Origin of the sequence: Microbacterium binotii (genome assembly GCF_021398715.1) — a bacterium.
Classification (GTDB): Bacteria; Actinomycetota; Actinomycetes; order Actinomycetales; family Microbacteriaceae; genus Microbacterium; species Microbacterium binotii_A.
Map to the genome: position 1 here is coordinate 2,137,644 of NZ_CP090347.1, position 22,853 is coordinate 2,160,496.

The following is a 22,853-nucleotide window of genomic DNA, read 5'->3' on the forward strand; positions in this document are numbered from 1 at the left end:
GATCAGCTCTGGCGCAGCAGCCAGACAAGCAGTGCCTTCTGGGCGTGCAGACGATTCTCGGCTTCGTCCCACACGACGCTCTGCGGCCCGTCGATCACGGCGGCATCGACCTCGTAGCCGCGGTCGGCCGGCAGGCAGTGGATGAAGATCGCACCGGGATCGGCGAGGGCCATCGTCTCCTCGGTCACCTTGTAGGCGCCGAGGTCGCGAAGCCGCGCGAGCTTCTCCTCCTCCTTGCCCATCGACACCCACGTGTCGGTGACGACGATGTCGGCACCGGCCGCGGCTTCCAGGGGATCCGTGAGCAGGGTGAGCGACCCCCCGGTCTCGGCGGCGCGGCGGTCGGCGTCGGCCACGACGTCCTCGCGGGGCGCGTAGGACTCGGGAGACGCGACGCGCACGTGCATCCCGGCGGTGACACCCGCCAACGCGTACGAATGCGCCATGTTCGAGCGGCCGTCGCCGAAGAACGCGAGGGTCAGGCCCTTGAGCTCGCCCTTGTGTTCGCGGATCGTCAGCAGATCGGCGAGCAGCTGGCAGGGGTGGAAGTCGTCGCTCAGCGCGTTGACGACGGGCACACGGGTGCCGCGCGCCATCTCCTCGAGTCCCGCCTGCGCGTAGGTGCGCCAGACGATCGCCGCCACCTGACGCTCGAGGACGCGCGCCGTGTCGGAGGGGGTCTCCTTGCCTCCGAGCTGACTGTTGGCGGTCGAGATGATCAGCGGAGAGCCGCCGAGGTCGGCGATGCCGACAGCGAACGAGACACGCGTGCGCGTGGAGGACTTGTCGAAGATCACCGCGACGGTCTGGGGACCTGCGAGCGGCTTCGCCGCCCAGCGGTCCGCTTTCAACTCGAGCGCCAGGTCGAGGATCTCTCCCTGCTCGGCGCTGGTCAGGTCGTCGTCGCGCAGCAGGTGACGGGTCATGCGTGGGCCTCCGTGTCGGGCGATGCGCTCTTCAGGAGCAGGGCGTCGGCCACCGTGGCCAGCGCGGCGGAGAAGAGCCGGGTGAACTCGTCGATCTCGACATCGCCGATGGTGAGCGGCGGTGCGATGCGGATGGTCTGGTCGTTGGGCGCGTTGACGACGAGCCCGTGCTGCTGGGCCGCGGCGACGACGGCCGGTGCGACGGGATGCGTGAGCGCCACACCGAGGAGCAGCCCCTGCCCGCGCACGCCCTCGATCAGGTCGGACTCGATCCCCGCGATCGCCTCCCTCAGCTGCGCACCGCGCACGGCCGCCGCCTCGACAAGGCCCGCACGCTCGATCTCCTCCAGCACGGCGCCGGCCACGGCGGTGCCCAGAGCGTTTCCTCCGAAGGTCGAACCGTGCGTCCCGGGGTAGAACAGGTCGCTGGCCGCACCGAAGGTGATCAGGGCGCCGATCGGGAACCCTCCGCCGATACCCTTGGCGACCGTGATCGCGTCGGGGGTGATGCCGGCGTGCTGGAATCCGAACCACGCACCGGTGCGACCCGCACCGGTCTGGATCTCGTCGACGATGAGCAGCGCGCCGTGGCGCGCGGTGATCTCCCGCGCCGCCTCGAGATAGCCCGCAGGCAACGGCAGGACGCCCGCCTCGCCCTTGATGGGCTCGACGAACAGGGCGGCCACGCGCTCGTCCATCGCCGCCTCCAGCGCCTCGATGGTCGAGTCGAGGAACTCGACGCCGGGCACCATCGGCAGGAACGGCTCCTGCATGGCGGGCTTCCCGGTGAGCGCGAGCGTGCCCATCGTGCGGCCGTGGAATGCGCCGTTGAGCGCCAGGATGCGGGGGCGCTCGGCACCGCCATGGAGGCGAGCGAGCTTGAACGCCGCCTCGTTGGCCTCCGCGCCGGAGTTGCCGAAGTACACCCGTCCCGTCTCGCCGGCGCCTGAGAGACGCTTCAGGCGCGCCGCGAGCGCGAGCTGCGGAGGCGTCGCGAAGTAGTTCGACACGTGCGCGAGACGGGCCGCCTGCGAGGCGACGGCGTCGACGAACACCGGGTGGGCGTGGCCGAGGGCGTCGACGGCGATGCCAGCCAGGAAATCGAGGTAGCGTCGACCGTCCTCGTCCCAGAGGTAGGCGCCCTCACCGCGCACGAACAGCGCCATACGGTCGCCGACGTTGCGGACGAGGTCGCGTCCGGCGTCGTCCTGCCACGGGGTCACAGTCTGTTCGGCCATCACGCCACCACCTCTGTTCCGATGCCTTTCTGAGTGAAGAGTTCGACGAGCACCGAGTGCGGCACCCGTCCGTCGATGATCGCCGCGGTGGGCACGCCGCCCGTGACCGCGTCGAGGCAGGCCTGCATCTTCGGGATCATCCCCGACTCCAGACGCGGGAGCATCTCCTCCAACTCCGCGGAGGTCAGATGCGACACGAGCGAATCGCGGTTGGGCCAGTCCGCGTAGAGGCCGGGCACGTCGGTCAGCACGACGAGCTTCACGGCCCCCAGCGCCACGGCGAGAGCAGCCGCGGCCGCATCCGCGTTCACGTTGAGCGAGTGACCGGTGTGATCGAGATCGGGCGCGATGGAGGACACGACGGGGATGCGCCCGGCCTCGAGCTGGTCGATGATCGGCTGCGGGTCGACCGAGACCACATCGCCCACCCGACCGAGGTCGTGCTCGACGCCGTCGACGACGACGCCGCGGCGGCGTCCGCCGAACAGTCCCGCATCCTCGCCCGAGAGTCCGGTCGCGACGGGACCGTGCGCGTTGATCTTGGCGACCAGCTGCGGGTTGATCTGACCGGTGAGCACCATGCGCACGACCGTGATCGCTTCCGTGGACGTGACGCGGTAGCCGCCCTTGAACTCGCTCGGGATGGCGAGCCTGTCCAGCATGTTGGAGATCTGTGGTCCGCCGCCGTGCACGACGACGGGCTTCACGCCGACGTAGCGGAGGTAGGCGATGTCGGCGGCGAAGGCGTCCTGGAGCTCATCGGAGACCATCGCGTTGCCGCCGTACTTCACGACCACGATCTGCTCGCGGTAGCGCTTGAGCCACGGCAGCGACTCGATGAGCGTCTCGGCCTTCGCGCTGGCGGCGGCGGGGTCGGTGTCTTGCAGATCGATACCTGTCATGAGGAGTACGCGCTGTTCTCGTGGACGTAGTCGTGCGTGAGGTCGTTGGTGCGGATCGTCGCCTCGACGTCGCCGACCTTCAGGTCCACGACGAGGTCGGTCGCGCGGGGAGTCAGATCGACCTCTTCGCGCGGGGCGTCGGGACCGCCGGCGGAGCAGACCCGCACGCCGTTCATCCAGACGTCGACGTCGTAGGGGTCGAAGGCGGCCTGCGTGGTGCCGATCGCGGCCAGCACCCTCCCCCAGTTCGGGTCGTTGCCGAAGATCGCCGCCTTGAAGAGGTTGTTGCGGGCGATGGAGCGCCCCACCTCGACGGCGTCCTCCTCGGATGCGGCGTGCACGACGCGGATGGTGATGTCGTGGCTCGCGCCCTCGGCGTCGCCCTGCAGCTGCCGCGCCAGGTCGTCGCACAGCGCGACCAGCCCCGCGCGGAAGGCCGCCGGATCCGGCTCGACACCGCTCGCGCCGCTGACGAGCAGGCTCACCTGGTCGTTCGTCGACATGCAGCCGTCGGAGTCGAGGCGGTCGAAGCTGACGTGGGTCGCGGCGCGGAGGTGCGCGTCGGCGTCGGACGCCGTCAGCACCGCATCCGTCGTGATGACCACGAGCATCGTGGCGAGACCCGGCGCGAGCATGCCCGCGCCCTTGGCGATGCCGCCGATCGTCCAGCCGTCTCCGGCGTACACGCTCGTCTTCGCGACGGAGTCGGTGGTCATGATGGCGTGCGCTGCATCCGGACCTCCGTCGGCGGACAACGCGGCGACACCCGCCTCCACGCCCTGGAGGACCTTCGCGCGGAACGCCTCGTCACCGGTTCCGATCAGACCGGTCGAGCACACCAGGATGTCGCCGGGCGCGACGCCGAGCAGCTCGGCCGCTCGCTCGGCGGTCTGGTGGGTGGTCTGGAAACCGAAGGAGCCCGTAAAGCAGTTCGCGCCGCCGGAGTTCAGCACGATGGCCTCGACGACGCCATCGGTGATGACCTGCTCCGACCACAGGATGGGGTTGGCCTTGGCTCTGTTGGAGGTGAAGACCGCGGCGCCGACCTTGAGAGGTCCGCGGTTGACGACGACGGCCACGTCGGACTTGCCGGTCGACTTCAGGCCGGCGGCGACACCGGCCGCCTCGAATCCTGCGGGGGCGGTGACGGTCACGGCGCGACTCCGTTCACGGTGAGCGCCCGGTGTTCGGGAAGACCGAGCGCGATGTTCATGGACTGCACGGCGGCGCCCGCCGTGCCCTTGACGAGATTGTCGACGGCGGCGACCACGACGACGCGGTTCGCCGCGCGATCGATGGCGAGTCCGAGCAGCGCGGTGTTGGCTCCCAGCACATCCGCCGTGCGGGGGAACGCCCCCTCCGGCAGCAGCTGCACGAACGTCTCGTCCGCGTAGGCCGTCTCCCACGCCTCCCGGATCTCGGCGTCGGTGGCACCGGGCGCGATCGGCGCCGTGGAGGTGGCGAGGATGCCGCGCGACATCGGGACGATGACGGGCGTGAAGGAGATGCGCACGTCGCCCCGGGCACCGGCTCCGGCGAGCGCCTGCTGGATCTCCGGGATGTGGCGGTGCGTGCCGCCGACGGCGTAGGGGTTGGCCGTGCCGAGGATCTCGCTCGCCAGCAGGTGCGGCTTGAGGCTCTTCCCGGCGCCGGAAGGGCCGACGGCGAGGACGCTGACGATGTCGCCCGGATCGATGACGCCGGCGGCGACACCAGGGGCGAGGCTCAGCGAGACCGTCGAGGCGTTGCAGCCGGGAGCGGCGATGCGCGACGCTCCGACGAGCCGCTCGCGCTGCTTGGCGCCGTCGACGAGAAGCTCCGGCACGCCGTAGGTCCACGCGTCGTGGAACTCGCCGCCGTAGAAGGCGGCCCACGCATCGGCGGAGGTGAGCCGGTGATCGGCCCCGGCGTCGATGACGAGCGGGACCTCGGCGAGCGCGTCGGTGTACTGACCGGACTGTCCGTGCGGCAGTGCCAGCACGACGATGTCGTGACCGGCGAGCACCTCGGGCGTCGTCGGCTGGAGCTCGAGGTGCGCGAGCGAGCGCAGGTGCGGCTGCTGCGAGATCAGCGAGGTTCCGGCATTCGAATGCGCGGTGACCGTGCGGATCTCGACGTCGGGGTGCGCGGAGAGGATGCGGAGGATCTCGCCTCCCGCATAGCCGGACGCGCCGGATACGGCGACCGAATAGGGCATGGGTTCCACCTTAGAGTCTGGGAGCTGTGCGCTCGCGCGCACCGGCGGCATCGGCGACGCCCGCGCACCCGGACCGGTGCGGCACGCATCGCCTAGATTCGGCGGTCTCCCAGACGTCGGCGCACGACCACGCGCTGTGCGCTGTGGAACCGGGCCGAGGACATGCGCCGACGATAGCGGCGTGCACACCGCATCCGCAACTCGGCGCGCGTCTGATGCTCCCACCAGACTGGAGCGATGCTGCAGACCATCGCCGTCTCCGGATACCGGTCGCTCCGCGACGTCGTCGTGCCGCTGGGCGCTCTCACCGTCGTCACCGGCGCGAACGGCACCGGCAAGTCGAACCTCTACCGCGCCCTGCGCCTGCTCGCGGGAGCCGCCACCGGCGGCATGGTCGAAGCGGTCGCGCGCGAGGGAGGCCTGTCTTCGTTGCTGTGGGCCGGTCCCGAGCACGGCGGCGGCGAAGGCACCCTGCGACGCGACCCGGTCGCCGTGCGGTTGGGATTCGCCTCCGACGAGCTCGGCTATCTGGTGGATCTCGGCCTGCCTCAGACCGGCAGCGCGAGCCTGTTCTCCCGCGATCCAGAGATCAAACGCGAACAGGTCTTCGCCGGCGCGGTCGCCAAGCCCTCGACGTTGCTGGTCGATCGACGGGGCCCGGCGACGCGCGTGCGCGAGGAGTCGTGGACCACGCTTCGACAACCGCTCGCAGCGTTCGAGAGCATCCTCCTCGACCTCGCCGACGGCGACACCGGTCCCGAGCTGCTGGCGCTGCGACGCACCCTGGCGAGCTGGCGTTTCTACGATCATTTCCGCGTGGATGCGGACGCCCCCGCACGTGCCCCGCGGGTGGGCACGCGCACGCGCGCCCTCGCCCACGGCGGCGAGGACGTCGCGGCGCTGTGGGCGAGCGTGCGCGAAGCGGGCGCGGGCGACACCCTCGACGGGGAGGTCGATCGTGCGTTCCCCGGCATGCGGGTGCAGATCGACGCGGAGGACGGGCGGCTGCGACTGCGACTGCGTCAGCCCGGACTCCTGCGCGCGCTCGACGTCGCCGAGGTCAGCGACGGCGTCCTGCGCTATCTGCTGCTGTGCGCCGCGCTACTGCCCGCGACCCCGGGGCCGCTCATCGTGCTCAACGAGCCGGAGGCGAGCCTGCACGAGAGCCTGCTCGCGCCGCTGGCGCAACTCATCGTGTCCGCCTCGCGGCGCACCCAGGTGATCGTGGTCACCCACGCGACCCCGCTCGCTCGCCGGCTCGAGGACGCCGGCGCCCTCGGCCACCGTTTGGCGCGCAGTGCCGACGGCACGATCGTCGAGGACCAGGGCTTCCTCGACGTCCCCGCATGGAACTGGGGCAGCCGCTGAGCGGAGCGCGCGGGCGCAGGCCCTCCGAACTCAGTCGCGCAGGACGGCTCCGAACCGCTCGGCGGCCACCGCGACGCCCGCGAGCTTCGCGTCGGTCGCCTCCGCCGAGGTCAGCGTGCGGTCCTCCGCGCGGAAGCGCAGTGCGAACGTCAGGCTCTTCGAGCCCTGGTCCACCCCCTGGCCGCGGTAGTCGTCCACCAGCCGCGCCGACTCGAGCAGTGCTCCGGCCCCGTCGACGAGCGCGGCGCGGACATCCGCGGCCGCGGCCTCGGCGGGAACCACGAGGGAGACGTCCTGCGTCGCCGCGGGATAGCCCGACAACGACGCGGCGACGACGCGCGAGCCCGCGATCTCGACAAGGAGATCGAGATCGAGCTCGGCCACGGTGATCCGGCCGGGCAGATCGGCGGCCTCGGAGACGGCGGGGAGAAGCTCGCCCACATAACCGACGACGGTGCCCGCGACCGACACGATGCCGGTGCGGCCCGGATGGAGGGCGGCGCGCAGTCCCTGCGCGACGGCCACCTCCACACCCGCCGCGGCCGCGATCACTCGGACCGCGTCGAGCGCCTCGCTGAGCCCCGCGGCCTCTGCGGAGCGCCCCGGCTGCTTGGGCGCGACGGCGCCCGCCACGAGCACGGCCACGTGGCGGCGCTGCGGCGGGATCGACCCGTCCAGCTGAGCGAGGGTCGCCGCATCCGGGCGCACCGCCAGGGGCGGGACGAACGACGTGCCGTACGTGACGCCGGGCTCGGGGAGGAACACCGACCCCGCCTCGAAGAGGCTCAGATCCACCAGGCCGCGTGCGACGTTGCGGTGCGCGACCTGAAGCAGGCCCGGCACCAGCGAGCGGCGGAGATACGCCGCCTGCGAGTCCAGCGCATTGGCGAGCTTGATGCTCGGCACCGAGGACCCGTCTGCACTGCCGTGGAGGTCGTTCTGCTCACGCGCGACGAACGGGAACGACGGCGTCTCGACGTATCCCGCGGCGGCGAGCGCATTCGAGACGCGGCGCCGGCCCTGCTGCGCCGGCGTCCAGCCGCGTCCCGAGGGGGCGACCGGCAGCACGGAGGGGATGCGGTCGTATCCCTCGATGCGGGCGACCTCCTCTGCGAGCGTCCACGCGTCGGTGAGGTCGGGACGCCACGTCGGCGCGTCAACGAACCACGCCGAACCGGTGTCGTGCACCGTCGCCCCGATGAGCTCGAGGGCTGCGACGATCTGCTCTCGCGTGTAGTCGACGCCGATGAGGCCGGGCACGAAGTCGTACTCGAGCGCGATCGCCTCGCGCTCGAGCTCCGCCCCGAGCGCGGCGCCGGTCGCGTCGGCGGTGCCGCCGGCGTACTGCACCATCAGCTCGACGACGCGCTGGGCGGCCGCGTACGGGACGGCCGGGTCCACTCCCCGCTCGAAGCGGCGTGACGCCTCCGACGGCAGCTTGTGGCGACGGGCCGTGCGGGCGATCGAGATCTGATCGAAGATCGCCGCCTCGATGAGCACGTTCGTGGTGGCGTCGCTCATCTCGGTGGCGGCGCCGCCCATGACGCCGGCGAGGCCGATGGGCCCCGAGTCGTCGGTGATCAGCAGGTCCTCGGCGTCGAGCGTGCGGACGACCCCGTCGAGGGTCTCGAGCTTCTCGCCCGCTCGAGCCCGGCGCACGGTGATCCCGCCGGTCAGCTTGTCGAGGTCGTAGCCGTGGATCGGGTTGCCGAGCTCGAGCATCACGTAGTTGGTGATATCGATCAGGATGCCGAGCGAGCGGATGCCGGCGAGCGTGAGGCGCGTGATCATCCACGGCGGTGTGGGGCGGGAAGCATCGACGCCCCGCACGACGCGGGCGACGAACTCCGTGACGCCCGCGCGTCCGCGGATCGGGTTCTCATCGGACACGGCGAGCGGGAAACCCTCCCCCGGCTCGTCGAGCGGGCGCTCGGCGGGGTCGTGGAAGGCGGCGCCGGTCGCGTGCGAGTACTCGCGGGCCGCGCCGCGGATCGAGAGCGCGTAGCCGCGATCGGGGGTCACATTGATGTCGACGGCGACGTCGTCGAGTCCCAGCAACGCGATCGCATCGGTGCCGACGGGTGCGTCGATCCCGAGCTCGACGAGGCGGAGGATGCCGGAGTGCTCGCTGCCGAGCCCCAGCTCCTTCGCCGACGCGATCATGCCGTCGGACACGTGGCCGTAGGTCTTGCGCGCCGCGATCGGGAAGGGCCCGGGAAGCACCGAGCCGGGCAGGGTCACGACGACCTTGTCACCGGGGAAGAAATTGCGCGCGCCGCAGACGATGCCGTGGATGTCGGCCCCGCCGTCGGCCGCCGTCTCGCCCTCCGGCGCGACGCGCACCTGGCACCACCGGATCGTCTTGCCGTTGGACTGCGGCTCCTCCTCGAACGAGAGCACCTCGCCCACGACGATCGGTCCCTGCAGTTCGAAGCGGTGGACGTCCTCCTCCTCGAACCCGACCCGCACGAAGGCGGCCAGGACGTCCTCGGGAGAGGCCTGGGCAGGAACCTCGACGAACTCACGCAACCACGACAGCGGAACGCGCATCACACCACCATCCCGAACTGCTCGCTGAATCGCACATCACCCTCGGCCATGTCCCTCATGTCCTGGACGTCGCTGCGGAACATCAGGGTGCGCTCGATCCCCATACCGAAGGCGAAGCCGGAGTACTCCTGCGGATCGATGCCCGCGGCGCGCAGCACGTTGGGGTTGACCATGCCGCACCCGCCCCACTCGATCCATCGCGCGCCGCCCTTGAAGGTGGGGTGCCAGAGGTCGAGCTCGGCGCTGGGCTCGGTGAAGGGGAAGTAGTTGGCGCGGAAGCGCGTCTTGGCCTCGGGCCCGAAGAGCTGGCGCGCGACGTGGTCGAGCGTGCCCTTCAGATGCGCCATCGTGATCCCCTTGTCGATGACGAGTCCTTCGAACTGGCTGAAGACCGGAAGGTGCGTGGCATCGAACTCGTCGGTGCGGTACACCCGGCCGGGGCACACGACGTAGATCGGAAGCTCGCGCTCGAGCATCGACCGCACCTGCACCGGACTCGTGTGGGTGCGCATGACGAGGTGGCGATCGACCGGATCGACGAAGAACGTGTCCTGCATCTGGCGCGCGGGGTGATCGACGTCGAAGTTGAGCGCGTCGAAGTTGAACCACTCGTGCTCGAGCTCCGGCCCCTCCGCGATCTCCCAGCCCATGCCGACGAAGATGTCGCCGATCTGCTCCTGCAGGAGCGTGAGCGGATGCCGCGCGCCGACCCGCGTGCGGACCGGGATCGCCGTGATGTCGACGCGCTCGGCCTCGAGGCGCGCCGCCGTCTCCGCCGTCTCGATCTCCGCCTCGCGGGCGGCGAGCGCCTGGTTCACGCGGCCCCGCGCCTGACCGACGAGCTTGCCGAACTCGGCCTTGCGCTCGTTCGGGACGTCACGGAGACGGGCGTTCAGCCGCGCGAGCGGCGAGCCCTCTCCGGCGTGGGCACTGCGTGCGGCCTTGAGGGCTGCGGAGTCGGCGGCTGCGGCGATGGCGGCCAGGGCCTCGTCGACCGCTGTGCTCACCGCATCGGGAGTGATCTCGTTCTGGGGTGCGTCGGACACGGTGATCGAGTCTACCGGCGCGCTGCGGGCTCCGAAGCGGCCGAGAGGTCCGCCGCCGCGGTGATGAGCGCGAGCGCCGCGGCGAAGGGATCCGGGCGCCGGCTCGCCACATGCTCCGGCGCGAGCGCCGCCGTGCGGGAGGCGACCCCGAGGGCGTCGGCGGCGGTGCGCTGCTGCTCGTGGAAGGTGTACCCGACGACGAAGTGCGTGACGGCATCGGCCACGACCTGCGGCGCGTGCCCCGCATCCGGATAGCGCTCGGCGAGCACGAGGTGAAGGGGCGATTCCACCAGCCCGAGCGCGAGGGAGCTGGACACGACCTCGGCACCGTCGCGATGCGCGAGCAGGCGGTCGTGCAGGCGCTCCCCCAGCTTCCGGGCCGCCTCGCCGAGCGGCAGAGCCGCGCCGAGGGCGCCGACGGCGGACACGGGCGCGAGGATGCGGGCGCTGACGGCGGCGAGGAGCTCCTGTTTGTTCTCCACGTGCCAGTAGAGCGCGCTGGGCTGGACACCGAGCTCGTCCGCGAGTCGGCGCATCGACAGGTCCGGCAGCCCCACGCGATCCAGCAGCGCGAGGGCCGCATCCACGACGTCCGTCTTCGAGCGACGGGGCGCGCGGGAGGAGTTTGAGCCGTCGGCCACCATGCGGGTACTGTACCTGAACAGTGTTCACATGAACGCCGTTCAGGAGGATCCATGACCGTGCTCGTCCCCTCGGTGCGCCGCCGACTCGACGCCACCGACATCGCCAGAGCCGGCGTCTTCGCCGCGGTCATCGCCGTGCTCGGCGTGCCCGGCGCGTTCACCATCTTCGGCGCGGTGCCCATCACCGCCCAGACGCTCGGCGTCATGCTCGCCGGCGCGATCCTCGGCCCCGCCGTCGGGGCGCTGTCGGTCACAGCCCTGCTGGCCCTGGTCGCCGCGGGTCTCCCGCTCCTCGCGGGCGGGCGGGGCGGGATCGGGGTCTTCGTCGGTCCCACGGGCGGCTATCTGCTCGGGTGGCTCGTCGGGGTCGTGGTCATCGGTCTGATCGTGCACGCCGCCGGACGACGCCCGATCTGGTGGCGCACCTTCCTCGGCACCTTGGTGGGCGGAGTGCTCGTCGTGTACGCCGTCGGCATCCCGGTGCAGTCCCTCGTGCTGCGGATCGGCCTCGGGGAGGCAGCGCTGTCGAGCCTCGTGTTCCTGCCGGGCGATCTGATCAAGGTCGTCGCGACGACGCTGATCGTCGGCACCCTCGTGCGCGGATATCCGCGGGCCTTCCGTCGTCAATGGCGCGCCCGCCCCACCACCGCCGCGTGAGCTCCTTCGTCGTTCCCATCGAGGCGCGCGACGCGCCGGCGCGCCTCGCGCTGCTCCGGCGATCGGGCCGCGTTCCGCTGGTGCTCGATGAACGCTGGCCGGCACCGGTGCGCGCGGGCATCCTCTCGCTCCTCGCGCAGACGCCCGTGCCCGCCGAGGCGGAGTGGGCCGCTCTCACCTCCGGAAGCTCGGCCGCTCCTCGCGTCGTGGTGCGCACGCATGCATCCTGGGCACGCTCGTTCCCCGCTGTCGAGCAGTTGCTCGGTGCGCTGCCCGGAGACGTCGTGCTGCTGCCGGCGCCACCGAGTTCCTCGCTGACGCTCTTCTCCGTGGCCCACGCGCTGGCCGGCGGCCCCGCACCCGAGTTCGCCGCCACCAGCTCCCGCGCGACGCTCTTCCACGGCACCCCCACCCATTTCGCCGCGGTCCTCGCCTCGAGCGGCGCCCCCCAGCTGCGCGCGGCGCTCGTCGGAGGGATGGCGCTGCCCGCCGACATCCGCGCCGAAGCCCGCGCCCGCCGCATCCGCGTCGTGGAGTACTACGGCGCCGCGGAGCTGTCGTTCGTGGCGTACGACGACGACGGGAAAGGGCTGCGTGCGTTCCCGGGCGTCGAGATCGCGGTCCATGAGGGCGTCATCTGGGCGCGCTCGCCGTACGCCGCGCTCGGCTACCTGGGCGAGGCCGGTCCGCTCCGGCGCGACGGCGCGTGGGCCAGTGTCGGCGACCGGGGCGAGCTCGAGGCCGGACGGTTGCGGGTGGCGGGTCGGGAGGACGACGCCATCCAGACGGCGGGCGCCACCGTCATCCCGTCGGAGATCGAACAGGCCCTGCGCACTCTGGACGGCGTTGCGGATGTCGCCGTGGTCGGCCTGCCCGCGCCCGGTGTCGGCCGACTCGTGGCCGCCCTCATCGAAACCGACCGACCCGGCTGTCTGGACGCGGCGATGCTCCGCGCCGCGGCGTCGCGCCTGTTCGCGCCGGCGCACCGACCGCGCCTGTGGTTCGCCGGTACGATTGCCCGCACCTCGTCCGGCAAGATCGCTCGCGCCGAGGTGGAGCGACGACTTGCGTCGGGAGAGGTACCCCGTGTCTGACGTGCTGATCGTGTCGGCGCGCCGATCCGCGCTCACGACGCGGGGTCGGGCGTTCGCGGGGGTGAGCGCCGACCGCCTCGCGGCACCGGTGCTGCGCGCCGCCGCCGACGACGCCGCACGGGCCACCGGCGTGTCGATCGAGGTCGCCGACGTCGTCCTCGGCAACTGCCGTGGCCCTGGCGGGAACACCGCCCGCCTCGCCGCATTGGCGGCGGGTTTCGGCGCGCACACCCCTGGTGCGACGGTCGACCGGCAGTGCGGCAGCGGGCTGGCCGCGGTCATCGATGCGGCGCAGGCGATCGCCGCCGGTGACGAGCGGCCCCGACTCGCGGGCGGGGTCGAGAGCGCCTCGACGGCCCCCGAACGACGCATCGACGGGATCCCCTTCGAACGGGCACCCTTCGCGCCCACCGGTTGGCCCGACCCCGACATGATCGACGCCGCCGACGCACTCGCCCGCCTCGACGGCATCGACCGTGAGCGTCAGGACGCAGCCGCCGCCCGCAGTCACCGGCGCGCAGCCTCGGCCCGCGAGTCGGGGCGCTTCGCTGCGGAGATCGTCCCGATCGACGGGGTGGGCGACGATGACGCGATCGGTGGGGCGCTGGCCCTTCTCCCCCGGCTCACACCCTTGCGCGAGAACGGCACCGTGACGGCGGGCACGGCCACGCGCATCGGCGACGGGGCAGCCGCCGTCGCCCTCGTCGGCGCGGCGCGGCGCGCACACGCACCGGGGCTCCTCGTCCGCGGCCACGCCGTCGTCGGCGTGGACCCCGCCTACCCCGGAATCGGGGCGGCACCGGCCATCGAGGCGGCGCTGGCCGCATCCGGCACCGAGCTCGCCGCCGTGGCGGCGTTCGAGATCGTCGAGGCGTTCGCGGCGCAGTCGCTCGCGGTGCTGGGTCGGCTCGGGCTGGCCGACGACGACGCGCGGGTGTGCGCGGACGGCGGAGCTCTCGCACTCGGACATCCATGGGGCGCGAGCGGCGCCGTCGCGCTCGTGCGGCTGTTCTCGCGACTGGTGCGCGCCGGACTCCCGTCCGGGAGCATCGGTGTCGCCGCAGCATCCGTGGGCGGCGGACTCGGTGTCGCGATGGTCGTCGAGGTGATCAGGTGAGCGCGATCCGACTCGAGCGGCTCGGAGTGCACCTCGGCGACGTCGAGGTGCTCCACGAGCTCGATCTCGATCTCGATGCCCGCACGGTCGCCGTCGTCGGCGACAACGGCTCCGGCAAGTCGACGCTCGCGCGCGTCGTCGGCGGTCTGGTCGCACCGTCGAGCGGAACGGCCCGCGTGCTGCGACTCGACCCGCTCCGCGACGCCGCCCAGCTCCGCCGCCGCGTGGCGATCGTCTTCAGCAACCCCGACGCCCAGATCATCATGCCGACCGTCGCCGAGGACGTCGCCTTCTCGCTGCGCGGGGAGCGCATGAGTCGTGCCGAACGGGCAGACCGGGTGGCAGCCGCGCTCGCCCGTTTCGGGCTCGCCGACCTCGGCGACCGCTCGGCGCACGACCTGTCGGGAGGACAGAAGCAGCTGCTGGCGCTGTGCGGCGCGTTCGTGCGCGGACCGGAACTCGTCGTCGCCGACGAACCCACGGCCTACCTCGACGGCCGCAACGCCCGGATCGTGGCCGACCACCTCCTCGCGGACACGGGGCATCGTCTGCTGCTCGTGACCCACGACCTCGTCCTCGCCGAGCGGTGCGAGGCAGCCGTCCACGTCGCGGGGGGACGCGTGGTCGCCGTCGGCGAGGCGCGGGACGTCGTGCACTCGTACGCGACGAGCCTCGGATGCTGAGCCTGTACCGGCCGGGCACCGGGCCCTGGCACCGGATGCCCGCCGGACGCAAGACGCTCCTGCTGCTGGCGCTCGTGCTCGGGGTCTCGCTTCTGCCCGCCACCTGGCTGTCGTGTGCCGTCGCCGCAGCTCTCGTGCTGCTGTGCTACGCCACCCCGGGGGCGGGATGGGCGCAACTGGGGCGCCAGATCTGGTCGCTCAGGCTGCTCGTCCTGATGAGCTTCCTCGGCCAGGCGATCTTCCTCGGTCTCGAGACGGCGACGATCGGCACGGTGCGCATCACGGCCGCCATCGTGCTGGCGGCACTCCTCGCCCTGACGACGCCCGTCACGGCGCTGTGGGAGGTCTTCGAACGCGCGCTGTCGCCGCTGCGCGTCATCGGACGGGATCCGCGCCGGGCGGCGCTCCTGCTGGTCGTGGCGTTCGGCGCGGTCCCCACGCTCATCCGCTTGGCGCAGCAGGTGCGCGAAGCGCAGCGCGCTCGAGGCGCGGGTCGCAGCATCCGGGCGTTCGCCGTGCCCTACCTCGTTCTCGCCCTCAAGCACGCCGACGAGCTCGGCGACGCGTTGACGGCGCGCGGCGTGCGCTGATCTCAGAGGGCGCTGGAGTCGTACTTGCCGACACCTCGCTGCGCCGCGATGACCTCCGTGTCGGTCGTCGCCCGCCCCAACGGCGCGGCCTGACCACCCCGGCCCGCGCGCTGCGACGAGCGCATCCGGACCTCGACCCACTTGGCGATGCCGGCGAGCACGAGACACAGAGAGATGTAGATCGCGGCTGCGACCATGCCCGCCTGCAGGATCGGTCGGTCGTACTGCGCCTGCGTACCGATGAGCCGGGCGTAGTAGAGCAGTTCGTTGTAGGTGATGATGTAGCCGAGCGCGGTGTCCTTGAGAGTGACGACGAGCTGCGCGACGATCACCGGGAGCATCGCCCGCACCGCCTGCGGGAGCAGGATGAGCCGCATCACACCGGCCTTGCGCAGCCCCAGCGCGTATCCGGCCTCGCTTTGACCGCGCGGCAACGACTCGACCCCTGCGCGGATGACTTCGGCGAGCACGGAGCCGTTGTAGACGGCGAGCGCGATGACCACGGCCCAGTACGCCTCCAGCCGCACCCCCACGACGGGCAGGCCGTAGTAGAGCAGCATCATGAGGATCAGCACGGGCACCGCGCGGAAGAGTTCGATGATCCCCGTCGCGGGCCAGCGCACCCAGGCGTGATCGGACATGCGACCCAGCGCCAGCACGAATCCGAGGACGACGGAGGCGACCGCAGCGGCCGCGAACGCGGCCAGCGTGCGGCCCGTGGCCGCGAGGATCTGCTCCCAGACGGTCGTGAAAGTGAAGATGTACCACTTCTCGGCGGAGAACTGACCGGTCTCGATGAAGCGGTAGACGACGAAACCGCCGAGACCGAGGATGACGAGGACGGTGATGACGCCGATGATCCGGTTGCGGATGATCGCGCGACGGCCGGGCAGGTCGTACAGAACGGAGCTCATCGCGCCACCCTCCATCGGTTCTCGAGTCGTCGCTGGACCAGCGAGAGCGCCAGCACCATCACGATGAAGATCGCCGCGACCCACAGCAGCACCACGAGCGCGTTCTCACCGCGCTCGCTGAGGTTCGCGCGGATCACGCCGAGCTCGGCGACGGAGAAGCCCGCGGCGATGGTCGTGTTCTTGAGCAGCGCGATGAGCACGCTCATCATGGGCGGAACCACGGAGCGGAACGCCTGCGGCATGATGACGAGCGCCATCACCTGACCGAACGTCAGCCCCAGCGCTCGGGCGGCCTCCGCCTGACCGACCGGGACGGTGTTGATGCCCGAGCGCAGCACCTCGGCGACGTAGGTGGCGGTGTAGATCCCGAGCGCGCACATCGCGAGCACGGTGTATCCGGGGTTCGGAAGATCCAGCGCGGGGTATCCGAAGGCGAAGAAGAAGAAGATGACCGTCAGGGGGGTGTTCCGCACGATGTTCACGTACACCGTGCCGACTGCGCGGGCGATCGGCACCGGAGAGACGCGCATCGCACCCACGAGCGTGCCCAGCACGAGCGCGATCAGCGCGCCCGCGAAGAAGAGCAGCAGCGTGTTGCGCAGCGCGATGCCCCAGATGTCGAGGTTGTCGACGATCACGTTCATCTCAGAGGTCCTTACCGTGATCCGGTGAGGGCGGTCCCCCGGGAGACCGCCCTCACCTCAGGGACTGTCAGCTGGCTGCGTCGACGGCGGGCTGCTCGACGGTGATCCCGGATGCACCGAGGTTCTTGTCGAAGATGGCCTGCCAGATGTCGCCGCCATCGGTGAACATCTCGTTGATGTGCTCGAGCAGGACGGTGTCGCCCTTCTCGAGGCCGACGCCGTAACGCTCCTCACTGAAGGGCTCGCCCACGACCTTGAGCTCGTCGGGGTACAAGGCCGCGTAGCCGATCAGGATCGCCTGGTCGGTGGTGACCGCATCCACCTGGCCGTTCAGCAGCGCCTCGACGCAGGCCGAGTAGACGTCGAACTCCGTGGTGGGCACACCCGGGAAGTTCGCCTTGATGTTCTGGATCGGCGTGGAACCGGTGGCCGAGCACACGTTGGTGTCGGGGCCGAGATCCGCTTCGCTGGAGATGTCGCTGTCGCTCGCGACGAGCAGGCCCTGACCCGTGATGAAGTACGGTCCGGCGAAGTCGATCTGCTCCTTGCGCTTGTCGGTGATCGAGTAGGTGCCGACGTAGTAGTCGATGTCTCCGTTCACGATCGCCTGCTCGCGGTTGGCCGAGGCGATCGGCTGGAAGGTGATGTCTTCCTCGCCGTAGCCGAGGGATGCGGCGATCCACCGGGCGATGTCGATGTCGAAGCCGGTGCGCTCGTTGGTCGTCACGTCGAGGAAGCCGAGACCCGGCTGGTCCTCCTTCACACCGACGATCACTCCGCCGCGCTCGGTGATGCGGTCGAAGGTGGGGCTGCCCTCCAGCGAGACGTCGGCGGCCGTCTCGAACCAGACCGAGCTCTCATCGGTGCCTTCCGAGCCGCCGGCGGCGCCGCCGGGAGTCGGCGATCCGCTGTTGCACGCGGTGAGGCCGAGGGCCGCGACGGCCGTGAGTCCCAGAAGGGCGGTCAGTCGTGTGGTGCGCATTTCTCTCTCCTTGCTGTGGGGGGATTGGTGCGGGAAGAACGTGCGGGGGTCAGTGGGTGATGAGCTTCGAGAGGAAGTCCTTCGCTCGCTCACTCTTCGGGGCGGTGAAGAAGGTGTCGGGCGCGGCCTCTTCGACGATGCGCCCGTCGGCCATGAAGACGACGCGGTCGGCGGCCTTGCGCGCGAAGCCCATCTCGTGCGTCACGACGATCATGGTCATGCCGGACTCGGCGAGCGAGGTCATGACGTCGAGGACCTCGTTGATCATCTCGGGGTCCAGCGCGCTGGTGGGCTCGTCGAAGAGCATGACCTTCGGGGTCATCGCCAGGGCGCGGGCGATGGCGACGCGCTGCTGCTGGCCGCCGGAGAGCTGGGCGGGGAGCTTGTTCGCCTGATGCGCCACTCCGACGCGCTCGAGCAGCGTCTTCGCCTCGCGCTCGGCGTCCGCCTTCTTCATGCCCTTGACCTTGATCGGCCCCAGCGTGACGTTCTCGAGGATCGTGAGGTGCGAGAAGAGGTTGAACGATTGGAAGACCATGCCGACGTCCGCCCGGAGAGCCGCGAGCTGCTTCCCCTCGCTCGGCAGATCCTCGCCGTCGATCGTGATCGTGCCGCTCGTGATCGTCTCGAGCCGATTGATCGTCCGACACAGCGTCGACTTGCCGGAGCCGGACGGTCCGATGACCACGACGACCTCGCCTCGGTTGACGGTGAGGTCGATGTCGGTCAGCGCTTGGAAGTCGCCGTAGTGCTTCTGGACGTCGGTGAGCACGACGAGCGGGTCGCCGCGACGCACGGTGATGTTCGAAGTCGGGGGCGCGGCATCCGAGGGCGTCATCAGGACAGACTATGAATCGCCCCAGTGCCCCTCGGGGACTCTTGACGGATCTCTCACCGACTTCTAACGTTCGCCCGGCCGGGGCGAGACGTCAGCTGCGCTGCGCGAAGGCGGACTCGTAGAGGCAGACGCTGGCTGCCGTCGCGAGGTTGAGGGACTCGGCGCTGCCGTAGATCGGAAGGCGCAGCGCGTCGTCCGCGAGCTCGAGCGCCGCGTCCTCGAGACCGCGCGCCTCGTTGCCGAACAGCCACGCGGTCGGCTGCGCGAGCAGACCCGTCGACCGCGCCTCGAGCAGGTCGTCGCCCTTGACGTCGGCGGCGACGACGCGCAGCCCCGCCCCGCGGATGGCGGTCACGGCGGCGGCGAGCTCACCGGCGCGAGACAGCGCGATGTGGAAAAGCGATCCGGTGGTCGCACGGACCACCTTGGGGTTGTAGGGATCCACCGTGCGACCGGTCAGGATCACCGCGTCGGCGCCCGCCGCGTCGGCCGCGCGGATGATGGTTCCGAGATTTCCGGGATCGCGCACCTCCTCGCAGATCGCGAGCAGCCGGGGCCCCGCGGCCAGCACATCGCGCAGCGACGTGGGGAACTGCCGGGCGACGGCGACGATCCCCTGCGGCGTCACGGTGTCGGCCATCGCCTCGAGCACCGGCTCGGCGGTGTACTCGATGTCGAGCCCGGCCTCGGCCGCGGCATCGCGCAGGTCCTGGTGTCGCTCGAGAGCGGTCGGCGTCGCGAACAGCTCGACGATGCTCTCGGGTCGGAAGGCGAGGGCTTCGCGGACGGCCTGCGGGCCCTCCAGAAGGAACAAGCCCGTCTCGTCGCGGGCAGCGCGCTTGGCGAGCTTGGCAACCGCGCGAACGCGTGGGGATCGGGGATTCTCCAGCACGTTCCCAGTCTAGGGTGACGCGGGTACCCCGAAGGGGCGCCCTCCGTGAGGAGGGCGCCCCTTCGGGGTGTTCGGATTACGCCGAGGCCTTGGCGGCGTTGACGTCGGTCGGCAGGGCCGCCTTCGCCGTCGCCACGAGCGACGCGAACGTGGCGGGCTCGTTCACAGCGAGCTCGGCCAGGATGCGGCGGTCGACCTGCACACCCGCGAGGCCGAGGCCCTGGATGAAGCGGTTGTAGGTGATGCCGTTCTGGCGAGCAGCGGCGTTGATGCGCTGGATCCAGAGGCGGCGGAAGTCGCCCTTGCGCTTGCGGCGGTCGCGGTACGCGTAGACCAGCGAGTGGGTGACCTGCTCCTTGGCCTTGCGGTACAGGCGCGAACGCTGACCGCGGTAACCGGAGGCGCGCTCGAGGATGACGCGACGCTTCTTGTGGGCGTTTACTGCCCGCTTGACTCTAGCCATTTCTTTCCCTTACTTACGTGCGTCGGCGATCAGAGGCCGAGGAGCTTCTTGGCCTGCTTGGCGTCACCGGGAGCCAGGACCTGCTCCTGGTTCAGGCGACGGGTGCGACGGCTCGACTTGCCCTCGAGGTTGTGACGCATGCCCGCCTGCTGCTTCATGAGCTTGCCGCTTCCGGTCAGCTTGAAGCGCTTCTTGGCACCCGAGTGGGTCTTCTGCTTCGGCATCTTCTCTTCCTTCGTTGTGACTCCCGCGTGGCGCGGGATCAGGTGTGTGGCCTTATTCGGCCGCGTCTGCGGTGGCAGGCTCCGGGGTGTCCCCGGTGCGTGCCTGACGGGCGGCTTCCTTGTTCGCCGCGCGCTGAGCGTTCTGCTCCGCCTTCGCCTCGGACTTGTTCTTGTGCGGGGCGACCACCATGACCATGTTGCGTCCGTCGATCGTGGGGTTGGACTCCACGGTGCCGAACTCGGCGACGTCCTCCGCGAACTTGCGCAGCAGACGCACGCCCTGCTCGGGACGCGACTGCTCGCGGCCTCGGAACAGGATCATGGCCTTGACCTTGTCGCCGGCCTGCAGGAAGCCCTCGGCACGCTTGAGCTTGGTGATGTAGTCGTGAGCTTCGATCTTCAGGCGGAAACGCACCTCTTTGAGGACGGTGTTGGCCTGATTGCGACGCGCTTCCTTGGCCTTCTGCGCAGCCTCGTACTTGAACTTGCCGTAGTCCATGATCTTGACCACGGGGGGCTTCGAGTTCGGGGCCACCTCGACGAGATCGAGGTCGGCCTCCTGGGCCAGGCGCAGCGCCACCTCGATGCGGACGACGCCGACCTGCTCACCCGCGGGTCCCACGAGGCGGACCTCGGGAACGCGGATGCGGTCGTTGGTGCGGGGATCGCTGATGCGGAACTCCTCTGACGTAGCGGATGGGGCCACCGGGATGTCGACGACATTCCCGGGCGGAAGAAGACCACGCCACCCGGCACGACGCGAGGCGCCGGCTTTCTCGCACCCTGACTGCCCCCTCAGGAGGAGGCGGAGTGCAATGACCCGGTAGCCTGGAGCGGCAAGCGCGGGTGGGATGTGATCCTCTTTCGATCGGAGCAGACGCTCCGGTGCTCGCCCACTTTAGCAGAAAGAGCAACGTGGACTCGACTCCGTACGACCAGGCCGCCGACATCGACGCGCAGGCACGCGCCAACCAGGAGCGCTGGGAGCGTCAGGAGGCTGCTGCCACCGCCGCATCCCGCGACATCGCCGACGTCCCCGCGGTGGAGGTCATCACCACGACCGCCGTGCACCTGCTCAGCGCCGCAGCCGTCAAGGTCGGCCTCGCAGACGACCCCGACACCCAGACCGACCTCGACGAGGCGCGCAAGCTCATCAACGCCCTCGCGGGTCTGATCACCGCGGGAGCCCCCGAGATCAGCGACATGCACGCCCGGTCGCTGCGCGACGGCCTGCGCTCTGTGCAGCTCGCTTTCCGCGAGGCCTCCGTCATCCCCGACCCGATCGGCAAGGGCCCCGGCGAGAAGTGGACGGGCCCCGTCACCTGACCGGATGCGGCCGGCTCAGCGCGACCGGCGGAGCTTGACCGTCAACGAGTCGACGAGGACCGCGATGCGGTCATCGACCGACCAGCGGCGGGCGAGACGGGCGAGGACGGCATCCAACTGCTCCTTGTCGAGACCGTCGATGAGGTGCAGCTCGACGATCAGCTCCGGACCGCGCAAGCGCGCGTCGGGGTCTCCTGCGGCGACCGAGAGATCGAGCACGGCGAGTTCGGCGCCGATGCTCTCCTGCAGCCCCGCGAAGACCTCCGGCGACACCGGGCTCGGCTCCCACGGGTGCCCCTGGCCGATGGCCCAGACGGCGGGCCGGCGCAGCACGAACTCCGTCGGTGAGCCCGGATCGATGACGATCAGATCCGTGTCGTCGCCCGCGGCAGCGAGCGCGGTGCGGATGCCGTCAGCGGGGACGGGCCGTGCGCTCCGATCCCACCGGGCCATGGTGTCGACCGAGCTGAAGACCGGAAGAACGCGTCGCCCGTCCGGACCTGCGACGGTGACGATCGACAACTCCTGCGTCTTGTCCACGCGCAGCCCGCTGGGGGCGGTGCCCTCCTCCCCCTTCTCGGCGATGAGCGGGATCAGCAGGCGCGCACGGCGATAGGCGTCGACGACGGCGACAGCGTCGCCCTCCCCGGAGCGAAAGGCCGTCAGCGCGGCCAGCAGCGCCGCATCCGCCGAGCCGTCGTCACCCGCGTGGGTGTTCGTCTGGAAACGACGCCCTTCCCAGGGGACCCCCGCGGAGTCGTGTCCGCAGCTCGCGTCAGCGTCCTGCGACATCCAGCGCCTCGGCCAGCGTGAACGCGCCGGCATAGAGGGCCTTGCCCACGATGGCGCCCTCGACACCCAGCGGCACCAGCTCGCGAAGCGCGGCGATGTCGTCGAGGCTCGAGATCCCGCCCGAGGCGACCACCGGCTTCGGGGTACGCGCCGTGACCTCGCGCAGCAGCTCCACATTGGGGCCGCGCAGGGTGCCGTCCTTGGTGACGTCGGTCACGACGTAACGGCTGCAGCCCGCGTCCTCGAGGCGGTCGAGCACGGCCCAGAGGTCGCCACCCTCGCGCGTCCAGCCGCGCGCCGCGAGGGTCGTGCCGCGCACGTCCAGCCCGACGGCGACGGACTCGCCGTAACGACTGATGACATCCGCCGCCCACTCGGGATTCTCCAGCGCCGCCGTGCCGAGGTTGATGCGCGCCGCTCCCGACTCGAGGGCGGCGTCGAGGCTCTCGTCATCACGGATCCCGCCCGACAACTCGACCTGGACGCCCTTCACCTGCTTGATGACCCGGCGCATCACGGCCGCGTTGTTGCCGCGTCCGAACGCGGCGTCGAGATCCACGAGATGGATCCACTGCGCGCCCTGCCGCGCCCACTCGACGGCAGCGTCGACCGGGTCGCCGTAGCTGGTCTCGCTACCAGCCTCACCCTGGGTGAGGCGGACGGCCTTCCCATCGGCGACATCGACCGCCGGCAGAAGGATGAGTTCAGGGGTGGACGCGAAATCGTTCATGGCTCCTCGTGCGCTCGCGCACCCGGCGGATCCCCG

General features: G+C 70.8%; 25 protein-coding genes. 7 read left to right on the forward strand and 18 right to left on the reverse strand.

Features of this window, described 5'->3' with window-relative positions; translation table 11 throughout:
• Nucleotides 1-2: 2 nt before the first annotated feature.
• From argF to argC, 5 genes are read right to left on the reverse strand one after another with little or no spacing between them, the layout of a single operon-like run.
• The gene (gene argF, locus LXM64_RS10675; protein WP_137416618.1) at nucleotides 3-926 is read right to left on the reverse strand and encodes an ornithine carbamoyltransferase; all 924 of its coding nucleotides are present in this window, start codon (nucleotides 924-926) and stop codon (nucleotides 3-5) included.
• On the reverse strand, nucleotides 923-2,164 hold the full coding sequence (locus LXM64_RS10680; protein WP_234073194.1) for an acetylornithine transaminase: 1,242 nt from the start codon (nucleotides 2,162-2,164) through the stop codon (nucleotides 923-925). The genes argF and LXM64_RS10680 overlap by 4 nt, the downstream gene beginning before the upstream one ends.
• Nucleotides 2,164-3,066, reverse strand: a complete 903-nt coding sequence (gene argB / locus LXM64_RS10685) for an acetylglutamate kinase (RefSeq protein ID WP_234073195.1) — start codon at nucleotides 3,064-3,066, stop codon at nucleotides 2,164-2,166. The genes LXM64_RS10680 and argB overlap by 1 nt, the downstream gene beginning before the upstream one ends.
• Entirely contained in the window at nucleotides 3,063-4,220 is a 1,158-nt protein-coding gene (gene argJ, locus LXM64_RS10690; RefSeq protein ID WP_234073196.1) for a bifunctional glutamate N-acetyltransferase/amino-acid acetyltransferase ArgJ, read from the reverse strand. The genes argB and argJ overlap by 4 nt, the downstream gene beginning before the upstream one ends.
• Nucleotides 4,217-5,263: an N-acetyl-gamma-glutamyl-phosphate reductase gene (gene argC / locus LXM64_RS10695; RefSeq protein WP_234073197.1), complete on the reverse strand. Its 1,047-nt coding sequence runs from the start codon at nucleotides 5,261-5,263 to the stop codon at nucleotides 4,217-4,219. The genes argJ and argC overlap by 4 nt, the downstream gene beginning before the upstream one ends.
• Before the next feature lie 237 nt (nucleotides 5,264-5,500).
• Between argC and LXM64_RS10700 the strand changes: the two genes are divergently transcribed.
• Nucleotides 5,501-6,631 carry an AAA family ATPase gene (locus tag LXM64_RS10700; RefSeq protein ID WP_234073198.1) on the forward strand — a complete coding sequence of 377 codons (1,131 nt, stop codon included), beginning with the start codon at nucleotides 5,501-5,503 and terminating at the stop codon, nucleotides 6,629-6,631.
• Between the two features lie 30 nt (nucleotides 6,632-6,661).
• Here LXM64_RS10700 and pheT read toward each other — a convergent pair whose 3' ends face one another.
• The 3 genes from pheT to LXM64_RS10715 are packed head-to-tail and all read right to left on the reverse strand — an operon-like array spanning nucleotide 6,662 to nucleotide 10,871.
• Nucleotides 6,662-9,181 carry a phenylalanine--tRNA ligase subunit beta gene (gene pheT / locus LXM64_RS10705; RefSeq protein WP_234073199.1) on the reverse strand — a complete coding sequence of 840 codons (2,520 nt, stop codon included), beginning with the start codon at nucleotides 9,179-9,181 and terminating at the stop codon, nucleotides 6,662-6,664.
• A complete protein-coding gene (pheS, locus tag LXM64_RS10710) occupies nucleotides 9,181-10,227 on the reverse strand; it encodes a phenylalanine--tRNA ligase subunit alpha (RefSeq protein WP_234073200.1) in 1,047 nt (348 codons plus the stop codon). Before pheS ends, pheT begins: the two co-directional genes overlap by 1 nt.
• Nucleotides 10,228-10,238: 11 nt before the next feature.
• Nucleotides 10,239-10,871: a TetR family transcriptional regulator gene (locus LXM64_RS10715; protein WP_234073201.1), complete on the reverse strand. Its 633-nt coding sequence runs from the start codon at nucleotides 10,869-10,871 to the stop codon at nucleotides 10,239-10,241.
• 51 nt (nucleotides 10,872-10,922) lie between these two features.
• Here LXM64_RS10715 and LXM64_RS10720 point away from each other — a divergent pair, with 51 nt between their 5' ends.
• From LXM64_RS10720 to LXM64_RS10740, 5 genes are read left to right on the forward strand one after another with little or no spacing between them, the layout of a single operon-like run.
• Nucleotides 10,923-11,528 carry a biotin transporter BioY gene (locus LXM64_RS10720; protein WP_234073202.1) on the forward strand — a complete coding sequence of 202 codons (606 nt, stop codon included), beginning with the start codon at nucleotides 10,923-10,925 and terminating at the stop codon, nucleotides 11,526-11,528.
• On the forward strand, nucleotides 11,525-12,622 hold the full coding sequence (locus LXM64_RS10725) for a class I adenylate-forming enzyme family protein (RefSeq protein ID WP_234073203.1): 1,098 nt from the start codon (nucleotides 11,525-11,527) through the stop codon (nucleotides 12,620-12,622). The genes LXM64_RS10720 and LXM64_RS10725 overlap by 4 nt, the downstream gene beginning before the upstream one ends.
• Nucleotides 12,615-13,739 (forward strand): thiolase family protein, encoded by a 1,125-nt coding sequence (locus LXM64_RS10730; RefSeq protein ID WP_234073204.1) that lies wholly within the window; start codon nucleotides 12,615-12,617, stop codon nucleotides 13,737-13,739. Before LXM64_RS10725 ends, LXM64_RS10730 begins: the two co-directional genes overlap by 8 nt.
• On the forward strand, nucleotides 13,736-14,422 hold the full coding sequence (locus LXM64_RS10735) for an energy-coupling factor ABC transporter ATP-binding protein (RefSeq protein ID WP_234073205.1): 687 nt from the start codon (nucleotides 13,736-13,738) through the stop codon (nucleotides 14,420-14,422). Before LXM64_RS10730 ends, LXM64_RS10735 begins: the two co-directional genes overlap by 4 nt.
• Nucleotides 14,416-15,012, forward strand: a complete 597-nt coding sequence (locus LXM64_RS10740; protein WP_234073206.1) for an energy-coupling factor transporter transmembrane component T family protein — start codon at nucleotides 14,416-14,418, stop codon at nucleotides 15,010-15,012. The genes LXM64_RS10735 and LXM64_RS10740 overlap by 7 nt, the downstream gene beginning before the upstream one ends.
• 2 nt (nucleotides 15,013-15,014) lie before the next feature.
• Here the strand turns inward: LXM64_RS10740 and LXM64_RS10745 are convergent, their stop codons facing one another.
• The 8 genes from LXM64_RS10745 to infC form a co-directional block, all read right to left on the reverse strand.
• Complete coding sequence (locus LXM64_RS10745) at nucleotides 15,015-15,926, reverse strand: amino acid ABC transporter permease (RefSeq protein WP_137416604.1); 912 nt, start codon at nucleotides 15,924-15,926, stop codon at nucleotides 15,015-15,017.
• Nucleotides 15,923-16,570 carry an amino acid ABC transporter permease gene (locus LXM64_RS10750; protein ID WP_234073207.1) on the reverse strand — a complete coding sequence of 216 codons (648 nt, stop codon included), beginning with the start codon at nucleotides 16,568-16,570 and terminating at the stop codon, nucleotides 15,923-15,925. The genes LXM64_RS10745 and LXM64_RS10750 overlap by 4 nt, the downstream gene beginning before the upstream one ends.
• A gap of 67 nt (nucleotides 16,571-16,637) precedes the next feature.
• Complete coding sequence (locus tag LXM64_RS10755; protein ID WP_234073208.1) at nucleotides 16,638-17,552, reverse strand: glutamate ABC transporter substrate-binding protein; 915 nt, start codon at nucleotides 17,550-17,552, stop codon at nucleotides 16,638-16,640.
• Nucleotides 17,553-17,601: 49 nt separating this feature from the next.
• Entirely contained in the window at nucleotides 17,602-18,390 is a 789-nt protein-coding gene (locus LXM64_RS10760) for an amino acid ABC transporter ATP-binding protein (protein WP_137416601.1), read from the reverse strand.
• Between the two features lie 91 nt (nucleotides 18,391-18,481).
• Nucleotides 18,482-19,282 carry a TrmH family RNA methyltransferase gene (locus tag LXM64_RS10765; RefSeq protein WP_137416600.1) on the reverse strand — a complete coding sequence of 267 codons (801 nt, stop codon included), beginning with the start codon at nucleotides 19,280-19,282 and terminating at the stop codon, nucleotides 18,482-18,484.
• 76 nt (nucleotides 19,283-19,358) lie between these two features.
• On the reverse strand, nucleotides 19,359-19,745 hold the full coding sequence (gene rplT, locus LXM64_RS10770) for a 50S ribosomal protein L20 (RefSeq protein WP_137416599.1): 387 nt from the start codon (nucleotides 19,743-19,745) through the stop codon (nucleotides 19,359-19,361).
• A gap of 29 nt (nucleotides 19,746-19,774) precedes the next feature.
• Nucleotides 19,775-19,969, reverse strand: coding sequence for a 50S ribosomal protein L35 (rpmI, locus tag LXM64_RS10775; protein WP_055968051.1), 195 nt, complete (start codon nucleotides 19,967-19,969; stop codon nucleotides 19,775-19,777).
• A gap of 52 nt (nucleotides 19,970-20,021) precedes the next feature.
• A complete protein-coding gene (infC, locus tag LXM64_RS10780) occupies nucleotides 20,022-20,675 on the reverse strand; it encodes a translation initiation factor IF-3 (protein ID WP_137416598.1) in 654 nt (217 codons plus the stop codon).
• 242 nt (nucleotides 20,676-20,917) lie between these two features.
• On the opposite strand from infC, the gene LXM64_RS10785 reads away from it, so the two are divergent.
• The gene (locus LXM64_RS10785) at nucleotides 20,918-21,295 is read left to right on the forward strand and encodes a DUF1844 domain-containing protein (protein ID WP_234075462.1); all 378 of its coding nucleotides are present in this window, start codon (nucleotides 20,918-20,920) and stop codon (nucleotides 21,293-21,295) included.
• Nucleotides 21,296-21,310: 15 nt separating this feature from the next.
• Here the strand turns inward: LXM64_RS10785 and LXM64_RS10790 are convergent, their stop codons facing one another.
• Together LXM64_RS10790 and priA are read right to left on the reverse strand one after the other, a co-directional pair.
• The gene (locus LXM64_RS10790) at nucleotides 21,311-22,087 is read right to left on the reverse strand and encodes an SseB family protein (protein ID WP_234073209.1); all 777 of its coding nucleotides are present in this window, start codon (nucleotides 22,085-22,087) and stop codon (nucleotides 21,311-21,313) included.
• Complete coding sequence (priA, locus tag LXM64_RS10795; RefSeq protein WP_137416596.1) at nucleotides 22,071-22,817, reverse strand: bifunctional 1-(5-phosphoribosyl)-5-((5-phosphoribosylamino)methylideneamino)imidazole-4-carboxamide isomerase/phosphoribosylanthranilate isomerase PriA; 747 nt, start codon at nucleotides 22,815-22,817, stop codon at nucleotides 22,071-22,073. Before priA ends, LXM64_RS10790 begins: the two co-directional genes overlap by 17 nt.
• Nucleotides 22,818-22,853: the final 36 nt, after the last annotated feature.

Bases quoted from the DNA above. Each gene is read 5' to 3' on its own strand.
- argF (WP_137416618.1), bottom strand. From the start codon at position 926: ATGACCCGTCACCTGCTGCGCGACGACGACCTGACCAGCGCCGAGCAG.
- LXM64_RS10680 (WP_234073194.1), bottom strand. From the start codon at position 2,164: ATGGCCGAACAGACTGTGACCCCGTGGCAGGACGACGCCGGACGCGAC.
- argB (WP_234073195.1), bottom strand. From the start codon at position 3,066: ATGACAGGTATCGATCTGCAAGACACCGACCCCGCCGCCGCCAGCGCG.
- argC (WP_234073197.1), bottom strand. From the start codon at position 5,263: ATGCCCTATTCGGTCGCCGTATCCGGCGCGTCCGGCTATGCGGGAGGC.
- LXM64_RS10700 (WP_234073198.1), top strand. From the start codon at position 5,501: ATGCTGCAGACCATCGCCGTCTCCGGATACCGGTCGCTCCGCGACGTC.
- pheT (WP_234073199.1), bottom strand. From the start codon at position 9,181: ATGCGCGTTCCGCTGTCGTGGTTGCGTGAGTTCGTCGAGGTTCCTGCC.
- LXM64_RS10715 (WP_234073201.1), bottom strand. From the start codon at position 10,871: ATGGTGGCCGACGGCTCAAACTCCTCCCGCGCGCCCCGTCGCTCGAAG.
- LXM64_RS10720 (WP_234073202.1), top strand. From the start codon at position 10,923: ATGACCGTGCTCGTCCCCTCGGTGCGCCGCCGACTCGACGCCACCGAC.
- LXM64_RS10740 (WP_234073206.1), top strand. From the start codon at position 14,416: ATGCTGAGCCTGTACCGGCCGGGCACCGGGCCCTGGCACCGGATGCCC.
- LXM64_RS10745 (WP_137416604.1), bottom strand. From the start codon at position 15,926: ATGAGCTCCGTTCTGTACGACCTGCCCGGCCGTCGCGCGATCATCCGC.
- LXM64_RS10750 (WP_234073207.1), bottom strand. From the start codon at position 16,570: ATGAACGTGATCGTCGACAACCTCGACATCTGGGGCATCGCGCTGCGC.
- LXM64_RS10755 (WP_234073208.1), bottom strand. From the start codon at position 17,552: ATGCGCACCACACGACTGACCGCCCTTCTGGGACTCACGGCCGTCGCG.
- LXM64_RS10760 (WP_137416601.1), bottom strand. From the start codon at position 18,390: ATGACGCCCTCGGATGCCGCGCCCCCGACTTCGAACATCACCGTGCGT.
- rplT (WP_137416599.1), bottom strand. From the start codon at position 19,745: ATGGCTAGAGTCAAGCGGGCAGTAAACGCCCACAAGAAGCGTCGCGTC.
- rpmI (WP_055968051.1), bottom strand. From the start codon at position 19,969: ATGCCGAAGCAGAAGACCCACTCGGGTGCCAAGAAGCGCTTCAAGCTG.
- LXM64_RS10790 (WP_234073209.1), bottom strand. From the start codon at position 22,087: ATGTCGCAGGACGCTGACGCGAGCTGCGGACACGACTCCGCGGGGGTC.
- priA (WP_137416596.1), bottom strand. From the start codon at position 22,817: ATGAACGATTTCGCGTCCACCCCTGAACTCATCCTTCTGCCGGCGGTC.